Genomic DNA, 12,547 nt, shown 5'->3' with positions numbered 1-12,547 from the left:
GCAAACCCGTGACACTTGCCCCCGGAAAATCGTTCGCCCCACAAGGACCGGGAGTTAGCATTCCGGAATGGAATCGAATCCCTCTCCGATACGGAATTCCTCCGACGACCACGCCGCCGACCCCCGCCCGCCCCGCAGGACGCCGCTCCGGCTGGCCCGCTCCGGTGCGACCTTCGTAGGGGTGAGCGTCGTGTCAGGCGTGCTGCTGGCGGGCCTCGCCCTACCGGTCGCCGGTGGCATCGGACTGACCGCCAAGAGCACGGCGGAGGGCTTCGACGACATTCCCGACGACTTCAAGACCCCGCCGCTCACCCAGGCCACCCAGATCTTCGACGCCAAGGGCGGCCTGATCGCGAAGGTCTACGAGCGCGACCGCACCGTCCTGCCCCCCGACCAGATGTCGCCGTACATGCGCCAGGCCCAGGTCGACATCGAGGACGCCCGCTTCTACGAGCACGGCGCCGTCGACCTCAAGGGCGTCCTCCGCGCACTGAGCAAGAACGCGGAGAGCGGCACCGCCTCCCAGGGCGCCTCCACCCTCACCCAGCAGTACGTGAAGAACGTCAACGTGGAGAAGGCCGGCGACAACAAGGGCGCCGTCCTGGAGGCCCAGCGCAAGACCCTGGGCCGCAAGATCCAGGAGCTCAAGATCGCGATCAAGCTGGAGGAGGACCTGCCCAAGGACCAGATCCTCACCAACTACCTCAACATCACGTACTACGGGAACGGCGCCTACGGCGTGGAGGCCGCCTCCCAGCGCTACTTCAGCAAGGACAACAAGGACCTGACCATCGCCGAGGCCGCCACCCTCGCCGGCCTCGTCCAGAACCCGTCGCAGTACGACCCGAAGCTGCACCCTCAGGCCGCGCAGAAGCGCCGGGACACCGTCATCGACAAGATGCTGGAGAACAGGCACATCACCGCCGGCCAGGCGAAGGAGGCCAAGGCCGCCCCACTGGGCCTCAAGTACAAGGAGCCGCACAACGGTTGCATCACCGCCAAGGCAGGCATGGGCTTCTTCTGCGACTACGTCCGCAACGTCGTCAAGCAGGACCCGGCCTTCGGCAAGAGCGCCGAGGACCGCAAGAAGCTCTGGGACACCGGCGGCCTGAACATCCACACCACCCTCGACCCGGACAAGCAGGCCGCCGCCCAGAACGCGGTGAGCAGCAAGGTGGCCGTCACCGACACCGTCTCCGCCGCCGCCAGCATGGTCGAGCCGGGCACCGGCAAGATCCTCGCCATGGCCCAGACCCGCCCGTACGGCCTGGACACGACCAAGAACCAGACCGTCGTCAACCTCAACGTCGACGCCGCGATGGGCGGCGGCAACGGCTTCCAGCCCGGCTCCACGTTCAAGCCGGTCGTCGCGGCCGCGGCGCTGGAGGCGGGACTGCCGCCGGTCCAGGAGTACACGACCCCGAACAAGATCGAGTACCCGACCATGAAGACCTGCGAGGGGACTTGGCGCAACGAGACCAGGCCCAGGACAGTGGTGCCCAACGAGTCCGCGAGCGAGAAGGGCACGTACCAGCTGAAGGAGGCGATGGCCCGGTCGGTCAACACCTACTTCGTGCTGATGGAGCAGGAGATCGGCCTCTGCGCGGTCAAGCAGATGGCCAACAAGCTCGGCATCACCGCCAAGGCCAGCGGCAAGCCACTGGAGGAGGTCCCCGCGATGGCCCTGGGCGTGGAGGAGATGAGCCCGCTGACCATGGCGGGCGTGTACGCCACCTTCGCCGCCGAAGGCACCCACTGCGACCCGATCGCCATCACCAAGATCACCACCGTGGACGGCAAGGACGTCCCCGTCCCGGCCGGCCACTGCGAGCGGGCCTTCTCCGAGACGACGGCACAGGAGATGAACACCGTCCTGAACGGCGTGACCAAGGACGGCGGCACCGGCTCGGAGCTCCACCTGGAGGACAACCGGCAGATCGCGGGCAAGACCGGCACCTCCGACCACAAGAGGGCCGCCTGGTTCGACGGCTACACCCCGCAGCTGGCCACCGCCGTCTGGCTCGGCGGCCCGGCGGGCGGCGTCGAGATGCGCGACATCACCATCAACGGGGACTACCACACCGAGGTGTTCGGCGCCGACGGCCCCGGCCCGATCTGGCGGGTCGCCATGAACGACGCCCTGCGCGGCACGCCCAAGCAGTCCCTGCCGATGGCCGACATCCCCGACCCGGTCACCAAGCCCGACCCGAGCACCACCGGAAGCCCCACCGGAAGCACCGACGCCCCGAGCACCACCCCCTCCGGCTCCCAGCACTGACCGGCCCCACCCCCACGGCACTTCACCCCGCCGAGCACCGGCTCGGCGGGGTGGAGCACCGGTGAAGCATCCGGGACCAGGGCGGCGCAGCCGCCGGGGCGTCCCCTCGCGCGCCCCGCCGACCGACCCGTCTCCCCCCTCACGCCCCGGTCCGCACCCCCGCGTTGGCCAGTACCTCGCCCACCGGCAGCGCCACGCTCTGCGCGGCGGACAGCCCCGAGGCCGCCAGGTGCGCGTCGGCGATCCGCAGCCCGGCACCGTACCCGGCGAAGTCCGGCAGCCCGACCGGCTCGTGCCCCAGCCGCAGCGCGGTCGCGTCCCCGAAGACGTACGGCGGCAGGTTCCCCATCCCCGTCACGTCGATCGCGGCCGTGATCCGCTCGTACGCGCCGTCCAACTCGGGGCCGGTGAGCGCCGTCGACCACGGGCCCAGGGCGTCCTCCCCCGCCAACTCCCGTACGAAGGCCTCGGCCAGGCCCTCCGCCACGACCTGCTCGCCGACGGTGACCGTCGCCGGGTCCCACACCACGTTGGCGTACCGGACGTTGTGGTGGACCTCGTGCGCCGCGGCGTGACCGATCTTCGCCAGGCTCGTCTCGGTCGGCCATATCACCAGCTGGATCGCCCCGGGGATCCCGCCCATCCCGAAGTAGCCGCCGCTGCGGACGGTCAGGTGCTCGTCGTCCGGGTTGCCGAGCACCAGCACCACGTGCACCGTCTCGGCGTGCCGCACACCCGGCACCGCGGCGTCGATCCGCTGCCACGCGGCCCGGACCGACTCCTCGACCCTGCTCCACACCCCCTCCTCCCGCATCCGCCGCACCGCGGGCAGGTACCGCTCGTCGTCCCGGTCGAGCCGGAACCCGCTCCCCATCGCCTGGTGCAGCCCCACCAGATCCACCGGCCCCATCACCCGGGACATCGCGCCCTCCAGCGGCCGGTACATCTCCCGCAATGCGCCGGCCCGCTCGCCGACCGGTCGCCGCAGCAGTTCGAGCATCGCGCTCGCCGTGTCATGAACCACGATCTCCATGCCCCGAGACCGTAGGACCTCACGTCACGTGAGGGTCAACTCCCGCCCCCGCGTTCAGCCCTCCCGGTAGTACGCCTCGATCGGCCCCCGCGCCTCGTCGAACAGCGCCGGCCCGTCGTGCGCCACCACCGGCCAGGCCCCCGAGGCCGGGTTGAGCTCGACCAGTTGCTCGGTCGCCAGCGCGTACACGACCCGCCCGATGCCCGAGCGGACCAGTGCCCCCGCGCACATGCCGCACGGCTGGCAGCTGGTGTACAGGGTGGCACGCGCGGCCGCCTCCTCGTCGAGCACCCGGGCGGCCCAGCGGGCGAGCTTGAGTTCCGGGTGCGCCGTGATGTCGTCGTCCCGCCGGACGGTGTTGTGCGCCTCGGCCAGCACCGTCCCGTCCGGTCCGGCCAGCAGCGAGCCGTACGGCGCGTCCCCGAGTTCCACGGCCCTCGCGGCGATCCCGATCGCGCGCCGCAGCAGCGCCTCGTCAGCCGTCGTGATCACGAACTCCTCCTCCACGCCTCGGACACCGCCGTCAGCGCCCGCCAGGCGGTCTCGGGCCGCCGGGTCTCCTCCGGGTCGCCGTGGTACGGGTCCAGCACCACGGCCTCGGCCCCGAGTCCTTGCAGTTCCCGCAAGTCGGCCACCACCTGTTCCAGGTCGCCGACCCCGGCGGGCCGGTCCGGGCCGGGCACCGGTTCGTCCGTCAGCCGCAGGGCGACCCGCGGCGCGAAGCCGGGCAGCTCGTGCCGCTCCAGCACCGACCGCATCCGCTCCACGGGCAGCCGCAGCGGGTGCCAGGCGTCGCCGAGCTCCGCCGCCCGTCGGATCGCCGCCTCGCTGTGGCCCCCGACCCACACGGGAGCGGCGGCGCCGTCGCCCTGCTTCACCCAGGACTCCCGCACGGCCCACAGGTACTCGTCCGTCAGCCGGCCCCGCGCGCCGAACGGCACCCCGAGCGCCTCGAACTCCTGCCGCGCCCAGCCGAGGCCGACGCCGAGCACGAACTGGCCGCCGCTGAGCCGGTGCAGGCTGCTGGACATCCGCGCCACCAGCAGCGGGTTGCGGTACGGCAGCACCAGGACGGTCGTGCCCAGCCGCAGCCGTCCGTCGGTCACTCCGGCCAGCCAGGACAGCGTCGCGAAGGGGTCGTAGAAGGGTTCCGGGTAGCGCTCGGCCACGTCCGCCGTCACGGCGACGTGGTCGGACACCATCACCAGGTCGAACCCGAGCCCCTCGACGACCCGCGCCCAGTCGCGCAACAGTCCGGGGTCGGTTCCGGGCCCGAAGTTCGGTACGTTGACGCCAAGTTGCATGCCACGAGGCTATTCCCGGGCACATCGCGCGGGGAACCCGATCCTCCCGGCAGAGACGGCTTCCCGCCGCGAATGTCCCGGTAATATCGCCGGATGGCCGCGAATCTCGACGAGACCGACTGGGCGATCATCGAACAGCTCCAGCAGGAGGGCCGGATCTCCCTCAGCGAGCTGGGCCGACGCGTCAACCTGAGCGCGTCCGCCACCACCGAGCGGGTGCGGAACCTGGAGTCGCTGGGCGTCATCACCGGCTACCACGCCACCGTCGACCTGGCCAAGGTCGGCTACCCGGTGCTCGCCGTCGTCCGGCTGAAGTACCCGGGCAACCGCCACCAGCCGCTGCACGAGCTGCTCGCCCGGCGCCGCGAGATCCTGGAGTGCCTGCGCACCACCGGCGACGACTGCTACACCCTCAAGATCGCCGCGACCTCCATGGAGCACCTGGAGACCCTGGTGGACTCCCTCGCCGGCTTCGGCTCCACCACCACCAGCGTCGTCTACAGCCAGACCCTCCCCCGCCGCGGCCCGGTCCGGCCGTAGACCGCCCATTCCCTCCGGGGCCGCGGCGGGAGCCGGCGGGCCGCTACTCCTCCAGGTCCACGAGGAAGTCCAGCGCCGCCGCCCAGGCCCGCTCCGCCGCCTCCGCGTCGTAGTCGTCCAGGTCCGGGTCGGTGAACAGGTGCCCGGCGCCCTGGTAGCGGTGCACCTCGACCTCCGCGCCCGCCCGCCGCATCCGCAGGTACCAGGCGTTCAGCCAGTCCTCCGGCTCGTGCGGGTCCGGCTCCGCCATGTGCAGCTGCACCGGGACGCCGGTCACCGCGTCCTCACGCAGGTCCGAGGTGCCGTGCAGGAGCAGCAGTCCGCGCGCCTTCTCGTCCGCCAGCGCCAGGTTCTGCGCGATCGCGCCGCCGAGCCCGATCCCGGCGTACACCAGCCCGCCCTCGGACAGCGGGGCGGAGGCGGTCACCGCGCGCCGGAGCAGCTCGTCCCCGCCGCCGACCTCCTCCTGGTAGGTCCGGGAGGCCTCGGAGTCGTCGAAGGTGCGCCCCTCGAACAGGTCCGGCGTGTGCACGGTGTGCCCAGCGGCGCGCAGCCGGTCGGCGGCGCCGCGCACGGCCGGGTTCAGGCCGTGCGAGGAGTGGAAGAGGACGATCTGGGCCACGGTCGGGTCCTTCGGCAAACGAGGTCAGGGATACCCACCCATGATCCCGCACCGCACCCCGGTACCACGCCCGAGGCGGCGCGTCAGCCCTGCGGGGTCCAGGCGGCCACCAGGTCGAGCAGCCCGGGGAAGCGGGCGTCGAGGTCCTCGACCCGTACGTGGCTGCGCCGCTCCAGCCCGTACTGGCGCTGCCGGGTGATCCCGGCCTCGCGCAACGCCCTGAAGTGGTGGGTGAGCGAGGACTTGGGCCGGTCGAGCCCGAACCACCCGCAGGAGTGGTCGAAGTCCTCGGACTCCAGCAGCAGCTTCCGGACGATGGTCAGCCGCAGCGGGTCGCTGAGCGCTCCGAGGACGGTCTCCAGCCGCAGTTCGTCGATGCCCGGCTCGGGCAGCGGCGCCGGCAGGTCGGCCGGCTCGGGGAGCACCTTGACGGCGGGTGCACCGGCCGTGGTCACGGGCCTGGTCAACTCCTCGACTCCTCACGTTCCCAAGGCTTCGTCGGCGCGTGCGGCGCCGTGACTCGGCATCAGCAATCAGTACGACTCAAATCGTACTGCATGCTAAGTTCGACTCAACTCGTACTGCTGCGGACCAGCAGCGCACCTCGGGAGGGAACAGTCATGCCCGCGACCCGGACCACCCCCGACCGGCCGACGGAACCGCACCGGCCGGCCCCCACCGCACCCGCACCCCCCACCGCATCCGCACCCCTGTGGTGGATCTGGCTGGCCGCCTACCCGGTCACCGCCGTGTTCGTGCTCTCCAACGCCGCCACCCCTCTGTACGTGCTGTGGCAGCACGACATCGGCTTCTCCAAGGGCACCCTGACCGTGGTGTTCGCCTTCTACATCGTCGGCCTGATCGGCTCACTGCTGGTCTCCGGAGTGGCCTCCGACCGGGTCGGCCGCAAGCCCGTCCTGCTGCCCGCCCTGGCGCTCGGCCTCACCGCCTGCCTGATCTTCGGGACCGCCACCAGCGTCGCCGCACTGATCGTGGCGCGGCTGTTCACCGGCATCGCGGTCGGCGCCGTGGTCTCGGCCGGGATGGCCGCGGTCACCGACGTCGCCGGGCCCGAGCGCAAGCGGACCGCCGCCCTGCTGGCCTCCTGTGCGATGGTCTTCGGCGCCGGCCTGGGCCCGCTGCTGGCCGGAGTGCTCTCCGAGCTGGCGCCCGCGCCGACCACCACCGTCTTCGTCGTCGAGGCCGCGGTCCTGGCCGGGGCGGTGCTGGTCGTGCTGCGGATGCCGGTGCGCCGGCCCGAGGGCGGCGGCCGGGGCGCCTGGATACGGGTGCCCGGCGTCCCGCGCGGCAACGGCCGTCAACTCGCCCTCGGCATCGCGGTGTTCGCGCCCGGCATCACCGCCACCTCGTTCGTGCTCTCGCTCGGCCCCTCGCTGCTGTCCGGTCTGCTCGGCACCACCAACCGGATCGTCGCCGGCGCCATGGCCTTCGCGATGTTCCTCGCCGCCACCGGAGTGCAGTTCGCCGTCCAGAGGCTGCGCCGCCGCACCGTCCTGACCGCCGGCGCAGCGGCCACCGCGCTGAGCATGGTCACCCTGGCCGTGGCCGTGCACACCGAGGCGGTGGCAGTGCTCGTCCTCGCCGCGCTGCTGGCCGGGGCGGGCCAGGGCATGGACCAGCTCGGCGGCCTGTCGCTGCTCAACGCCGGCATCCCGCCGCAGCGCCTCGCCGAGGCCAACGCCGCGTTCAACGTGGGCGGTTACGTCCCGGCCGGACTGCTGCCGGTCTCGGCCGGCTACCTCAGCGACGCGGTGGGCCTGACCAGCGGCGCCACCGTCTTCGCCGCCGTCCTGCTGGGCCTCGCCACCCTCGGCGGCCTGGTGGTCCTCGCCACCGGGCGCACGGTGACGGACCCCGTCTGACGGGCCGCCCGCAGACCCGGACCGCCGCGTCGCTCACCTGTTCGCAAGATTCCTATAGGTATGTTTTTTGTCCCCCTATGCCAGAACCATCAGCAGGGACATTCAAACTGCAAAGGAAGGCCTTGCAGCAACATTCCATCCCGATGGTATGTATGGGTTCCAGGCAACGACGGAGGGCAGGGCCATGGCCAAGCAGGAGCGGGCACGACGCACACGGGAGAAGGTCCTGACGGCCGCGGCCGAGGTGTTCGCCGTTCAGGGCTACGCCAGCACCACGCTGAACACCGTGGCCGAACGCATCGGCATGACCAAGGGCGCGCTCTACGGCCACTTCCCCTCGAAGCGCTCGCTGGCCCGGGCCCTGATCGACGAGTCCCGCCACACCTGGACGAGCCTGCACGCCGCGTACGACATCCCGGGCGCCGACGCCGCCGAGGTGCTCCAAGGCGTCGTGGTGGGCTTCACGGACCGGCTGCGCTCGGACGTGCGGCTACGGGCCGCGCTCCGGCTCGCGGTCGACCACCCCGACCTCGCCCCCGCCCGCTGCGACGTCCTCGCCGAGATGCACGACGCCCTGACCGACCTGGTCCGCCGCGCCCAGCGCGACAGCGGCTTCCCCGACCACTGCCCGCCCCTGGTCGCCGAACTGCTGCTGACCGTGATCCGGGGGCTGCTGACCACGGCCGAGCGCACCGCGGACAACACCACCCCGGACAACAGCACCGCCGACTGCGGCGGCACCGCGAACACCGTCGCCGCCAACAGCCCCGCCGACACCAGCCCCGCCCCCCGCAGCGGTGAGCCCCTGTGGCGGCTGCTCTTCACCGCCCTGTCCGCCGACCCGGCCCCGACCCCCGCCCTCCCCTGACGGGCCCACCGGAGCGCCCCGCTAAGACACCACGTCCTTGCGAGCGAACCCGCGGAACGCCAGCGCCAGCAGCACCACCGCGTACGACAGCGACAACGAGACCCCCTGCAGCATGCCGCCCCACTCCAGCTGCGGCTGCAGGGCGTCCGCCCAGGCGTACTGCCAGTGCGCCGGAAGCCACTCCCGCAGGTCGCCCAGTGCGGTGACCGCGTCCAGCACCCCGGTGATGATCGACAGGAACACCGCCCCGCCGACCGCCCCGAGCGGCGCGTCCGTCGCCGTCGAGAGCCAGAACGCCAGCGCGGCGATCACCAGCTCGCTCAGGAACACGAACGCCACCGCGATCGCGATCCGGGGCAGCGCCTCCCCGGCCGGCAGGCTGGCCCCGGCGGGCAGCTTCAGGTCACCCCAGCCGTACGCCACCGTCCCCACCACCAGCCCGATCGCGGGCAGCATGACGATCGCCACCGCCGAGAACGCCAGCCCGACCGCGAACTTGCGGGCCAGCAGCCGCGCCCGCGGCACCGGCGCGGCCAGCAGGTAGCGCAGCGAGGACCAGCTGGCCTCCGAGGCCACCGTGTCCCCGCAGAACAGCGCGACCGGGATCACCAGCATGAAACCGGTGCCCACGAACAGCATGGTGACCGCGAAGTTGGCCCCGGAGGCGGTGGCCAGGTCGATGAAGGTGGTCCGGTCCGGACGCCCCGGGGTGCCGCCGATCTGGAACGCCGCCAGGATGACGAACGGCATCGCGGCCAGTACCCCGCCGATCACCAGCGTGCGGCGACGGCGCAGCTGACGCATCGCCTCCACCCGCAGCGGCAGCGTCCGGCCCGGACGGTACCCCTCGGCATGGTCCGCCCCGGCGTGGTCCGACCCAGCGTGGTCCGAGGAGACCCCATCCGTAGTAACACCAGCGCTCACGCCGCACCTCCGATCAATGACAGGAACGCGTCCTCCAACCGCCGCTGCGGCCCGGCGCTCTCCACCGGCACCCCCAGCCGCACCAGCTCCGCCAGCAGCTCGCTCGCCGCGAGCCCGTCCAGCCGGACCAGCAGCCCGCCCCCGACGGCCTCCGCCGAGCCGACCCCGGCCAGCGCGCCGACCTTCTCGACCACCGACTCCGGGGCGTAGGACGCGGCCACCCCGATCATCAGCAGCTCACCGGCGCCGACGATCTCACCGACCGGCCCGGCCGTCACCAGCTGCCCGCGGTCCATCACCACCAGGTCGGTGCAGCTCTGCTCGACCTCGGCCAGCAGGTGGCTGGAGACGATGACGGTCCGCCCGCCCGCCGCGTACCGGATCATCACCTCGCGCATCTCGCGGATCTGCGGCGGGTCCAGTCCGTTGGTCGGCTCGTCCAGGATCAGCAGGTCCGGCATCCCGAGCATCGCCTGCGCGATGGCGAGCCGCTGCCGCATGCCCTGGGAGTACGTGCGCACCGCGCGGTCCAGCGCCTCGCCGAGCCCGGCGATGGCCAGCGCCTCGTCGAAGCGCGCGTCGGCCTCCGGGCGCCCGGTGGCCTGCCAGTACAGCCGCAGGTTGGCCCGCCCGGTGAGGTGCGGCAGGAAGCCCGCGCCCTCCACGAAGGCGCCGACCCGCGAGAGCACCGGCGCCCCGGGGCGGATCAGGTGCCCGAAGACCCGGATCTCCCCGGCGTCCGGCCGGATCAGGCCCATCAGCATCCGCAGCGTGGTGGTCTTGCCCGCGCCGTTCGGCCCGAGCAGGCCGAGCACCTGGCCCTGCTCCACCCGGAAGCCCAAGTCCCTTACGGCGTAACGGTCCTGGGAACCCTTGTAGCGCTTGCTCAGCCCGCTGATCCGCAGCGGCACCCCGGCCAGTTCCGGATCGAACTCGGGGCCCGAGGACGTACCGGCCACCGAACGCCGCCGCCGCGCCCACGGCACCAGCACCAGCCCCGCGGCCACCACCACGGCCGCCACCGGCAGCATCCAGGTCCGCGCGGGCAGCGGAGCCGCCTCCGTGACCAGCTCCCGCACCGTCGGCGCGGCGAGCGCCCCGGCCACGGCCACCCGGTAGGTGGCCGGCTCGTTCGGCGAGGCGTACGCGAGGTCGGTGGAGGCCAGCACCAGCCGCAGCCGGTGCCCGGCCGGGAAGTCGTGGTCCACGGCGGGCAGCCGGACCGTCACCGTCTTCCCCTCGTCCGCGCCCGTCACCCGCAGCGGAGCCGCGAGCTGCTCCGGCAGCACCGCCTTGCCGTCCGGGCCGACGTCGTACACCTTCGCGAACAGCACCGCGTCCGGCCGGTCCGCCTTCACCCGCACCGGCACGGTCGGCTGTCCGGTCAGGTGCAGCGAGGTGTCCAGCGGCGCCGAGTCGAAGGCGGCGTTCTGCCCGGGGAAGTCCAGCGACAGCCCGGCCCCGAGCGCGGCCGCCTGGCTCAGCGCGCCGATCCCCGGCAGCGTCGAGATCCCGGGCGGCGCCCCGCCGGGCGGGTTGGCGACGGTCCTCTCCCCACCCGCCAGCTCGACGGACCGCGTTCCGGTGCCGCCGAGCCCCGGGTAGCGGTCGGCGTCGGCGCCACGCAGCACGGCCTGGAAGCCGGTCGAGTCGACGCCGCCGGTCCGGGTGACCCGGAAGCCCGGGCCGGTGTCGTTGCCGAGCCCCTTCAGGTAGTGGTCGAACCAGGCGGTCACCCGGTCGTCCACCCGGGCGCTGGTGTCCGTGCCGCCGTCGTGCCCGCCCGCGAACCAGTCCACCGAGACGGGCGCGCCGTTGGCCGCCACCGCCCGGGCGATCCGGTCGCCCTGGTCCAGCGGGAACAGCGAGTCCTGCTGCCCCTGCACCACCAGGGTGGGCGCCTTGAGCTGCGCCGCCACCGAGGACGGGCTGGACCTGTCCAGCAGTGCCACGGCCTCCGGGTCGGCGTGGCCGGCGGTCGCGACCCGGTCGTACATCTGGCACAGCGACTCCAGGAACCGCCCGCACCCGACCTGCCCGTCCGCCACCGCCGGATCCGGCTTTCCGGCGTCCGGGTTCGCCCCGCTGCGCGGCGCACCGCCCGAGGGCCCGAGACCGCCCGCCGAACCGGGGGCAGCCGAGCCGGTGGTGAAGAAGATCCCGGCCCACAGCTTCTTGAACACGCCGTCCGCCGCGCCCGAGCCGTCCACCCCCTGCGGGAACAGCGCGTCGGCCAGGTTCCACCAGGTGATCTGGGTGGCCACCGCGTCGATCCGGCGGTCGTACGCCGAGGCCAGCAGCGAGATCGCCCCGCCGTACGACGCCCCGGTGATGCCGACCCGCGGGTCGCCGGGCCCGTCGAGCTCCACCTCGGGGCGCTGGGCCAGCCAGTCCACCAGGTGCCTGACGTCCTCGACCTCGCGGTCGGGCGCGTTCAGGCCGATCTTCCCGCCGGAGTGTCCGAAGCCGCGCGCCGACCAGGTCAGCACCGCGTAGCCCTGCCGGGCCAGCTGCTCGGCGCGGTCCCGCTCGCCCTCCTTGGAGCCGCCGAAGCCGTGCGCGAGCAGGACGGCCGGTCGCGGGCTGGTGCCGGTGGTGAAGAAGGAGGTGTCCAGCTGGACCTGCTGGGTGCTGCCGGGCGTCTCCGGCATGCCGAGGAACCGGTCCTCCTGATGGACCGCCTGTTCACTGCCGGACGCCACCGTCGCCGTGCCGACCCCGGCGACCGCCACCAGGGCCACCGCCCCGGCCAGCACCCTGCGCCGCACCGACGTACCCCGGCCGCGCCACCGGCGCCATGCCCCACCGAACTCCATGGGGGCTGATCGTATCCGTCGTCCGGGTAGGCGTCCGATAAAGCCATCGGCCCTTTCCGCCCGGTTCGCCCCGTTCAATCCCGGTATCGCACGGCTCACCCGGCTCTCCCCCGGCCCGGACGACACCCCGAGAAGGCCCCTGTGCTCCGGCCGCCGCTCATCCTGCTCGTCACCGTCGCCGCCACCCGGGCGGTCGGCCGGATCGTCGACCAGGCCCTCCGGCGGATCTTCCACCTGTCCGACGACGCGAGCGCCCCGCGCCCCGGAAGGGGCGCGGGG

At 72.9% G+C, this 12,547-nt stretch carries 11 protein-coding genes; 4 read left to right on the top strand and 7 right to left on the bottom strand.

What is annotated here, in order from left to right:
* Positions 1-181: 181 nt before the first annotated feature.
* The gene (locus tag BOQ63_RS31710; protein ID WP_223886091.1) at positions 182-2,278 is read left to right on the top strand and encodes a transglycosylase domain-containing protein; all 2,097 of its coding nucleotides are present in this window, start codon (positions 182-184) and stop codon (positions 2,276-2,278) included.
* A 139-nt stretch (positions 2,279-2,417) separates the two neighbouring features.
* On the opposite strand, the gene BOQ63_RS31705 is transcribed toward BOQ63_RS31710, so the two are convergent.
* The 3 genes from BOQ63_RS31705 to BOQ63_RS31695 are packed head-to-tail and all read right to left on the bottom strand — an operon-like array spanning position 2,418 to position 4,615.
* Positions 2,418-3,311, bottom strand: a complete 894-nt coding sequence (locus tag BOQ63_RS31705; protein WP_072655351.1) for a DUF2268 domain-containing putative Zn-dependent protease — start codon at positions 3,309-3,311, stop codon at positions 2,418-2,420.
* 54 nt (positions 3,312-3,365) lie between these two features.
* On the bottom strand, positions 3,366-3,803 hold the full coding sequence (locus tag BOQ63_RS31700) for a nucleoside deaminase (protein ID WP_030280394.1): 438 nt from the start codon (positions 3,801-3,803) through the stop codon (positions 3,366-3,368).
* Positions 3,800-4,615, bottom strand: coding sequence for an LLM class flavin-dependent oxidoreductase (locus tag BOQ63_RS31695; RefSeq protein WP_030280392.1), 816 nt, complete (start codon positions 4,613-4,615; stop codon positions 3,800-3,802). The genes BOQ63_RS31700 and BOQ63_RS31695 overlap by 4 nt, the downstream gene beginning before the upstream one ends.
* A gap of 93 nt (positions 4,616-4,708) precedes the next feature.
* Between BOQ63_RS31695 and BOQ63_RS31690 the strand changes: the two genes are divergently transcribed.
* Positions 4,709-5,155 carry an Lrp/AsnC family transcriptional regulator gene (locus tag BOQ63_RS31690; protein WP_030280390.1) on the top strand — a complete coding sequence of 149 codons (447 nt, stop codon included), beginning with the start codon at positions 4,709-4,711 and terminating at the stop codon, positions 5,153-5,155.
* Positions 5,156-5,198: 43 nt separating this feature from the next.
* Here the strand turns inward: BOQ63_RS31690 and BOQ63_RS31685 are convergent, their stop codons facing one another.
* Positions 5,199-5,795 carry a dienelactone hydrolase family protein gene (locus BOQ63_RS31685; RefSeq protein WP_318299385.1) on the bottom strand — a complete coding sequence of 199 codons (597 nt, stop codon included), beginning with the start codon at positions 5,793-5,795 and terminating at the stop codon, positions 5,199-5,201.
* A 65-nt stretch (positions 5,796-5,860) separates the two neighbouring features.
* Positions 5,861-6,244, bottom strand: a complete 384-nt coding sequence (locus BOQ63_RS31680) for an ArsR/SmtB family transcription factor (protein ID WP_223886090.1) — start codon at positions 6,242-6,244, stop codon at positions 5,861-5,863.
* A gap of 153 nt (positions 6,245-6,397) precedes the next feature.
* On the opposite strand from BOQ63_RS31680, the gene BOQ63_RS31675 reads away from it, so the two are divergent.
* Positions 6,398-7,660 carry an MFS transporter gene (locus BOQ63_RS31675; RefSeq protein ID WP_079183837.1) on the top strand — a complete coding sequence of 421 codons (1,263 nt, stop codon included), beginning with the start codon at positions 6,398-6,400 and terminating at the stop codon, positions 7,658-7,660.
* A gap of 184 nt (positions 7,661-7,844) precedes the next feature.
* On the top strand, positions 7,845-8,528 hold the full coding sequence (locus BOQ63_RS31670; RefSeq protein WP_072655348.1) for a TetR family transcriptional regulator: 684 nt from the start codon (positions 7,845-7,847) through the stop codon (positions 8,526-8,528).
* A gap of 21 nt (positions 8,529-8,549) precedes the next feature.
* Here BOQ63_RS31670 and BOQ63_RS31665 read toward each other — a convergent pair whose 3' ends face one another.
* Together BOQ63_RS31665 and BOQ63_RS31660 are read right to left on the bottom strand one after the other, a co-directional pair.
* A complete protein-coding gene (locus tag BOQ63_RS31665; RefSeq protein ID WP_078657088.1) occupies positions 8,550-9,332 on the bottom strand; it encodes an ABC transporter permease in 783 nt (260 codons plus the stop codon).
* A 116-nt stretch (positions 9,333-9,448) separates the two neighbouring features.
* On the bottom strand, positions 9,449-12,268 hold the full coding sequence (locus BOQ63_RS31660; RefSeq protein WP_043387713.1) for an alpha/beta fold hydrolase: 2,820 nt from the start codon (positions 12,266-12,268) through the stop codon (positions 9,449-9,451).
* Positions 12,269-12,547: the final 279 nt, after the last annotated feature.

Origin of the sequence: Streptomyces viridifaciens (genome assembly GCF_001888885.2) — a bacterium.
Taxonomy (GTDB): Bacteria; Actinomycetota; Actinomycetes; order Streptomycetales; family Streptomycetaceae; genus Kitasatospora; species Kitasatospora aureofaciens.
This window is presented reverse-complemented; position numbering and strand designations above follow the sequence as displayed.

Coding starts and splice junctions, on each gene's coding strand:
- BOQ63_RS31705 (WP_072655351.1), bottom strand. CDS start 3,311: ATGGAGATCGTGGTTCATGACACGGCGAGCGCGATGCTCGAACTGCTG.
- BOQ63_RS31690 (WP_030280390.1), top strand. CDS start 4,709: ATGGCCGCGAATCTCGACGAGACCGACTGGGCGATCATCGAACAGCTC.
- BOQ63_RS31665 (WP_078657088.1), bottom strand. CDS start 9,332: ATGCGTCAGCTGCGCCGTCGCCGCACGCTGGTGATCGGCGGGGTACTG.
- BOQ63_RS31675 (WP_079183837.1), top strand. CDS start 6,398: ATGCCCGCGACCCGGACCACCCCCGACCGGCCGACGGAACCGCACCGG.
- BOQ63_RS31670 (WP_072655348.1), top strand. CDS start 7,845: ATGGCCAAGCAGGAGCGGGCACGACGCACACGGGAGAAGGTCCTGACG.
- BOQ63_RS31660 (WP_043387713.1), bottom strand. CDS start 12,268: ATGGAGTTCGGTGGGGCATGGCGCCGGTGGCGCGGCCGGGGTACGTCG.
- BOQ63_RS31695 (WP_030280392.1), bottom strand. CDS start 4,615: ATGCAACTTGGCGTCAACGTACCGAACTTCGGGCCCGGAACCGACCCC.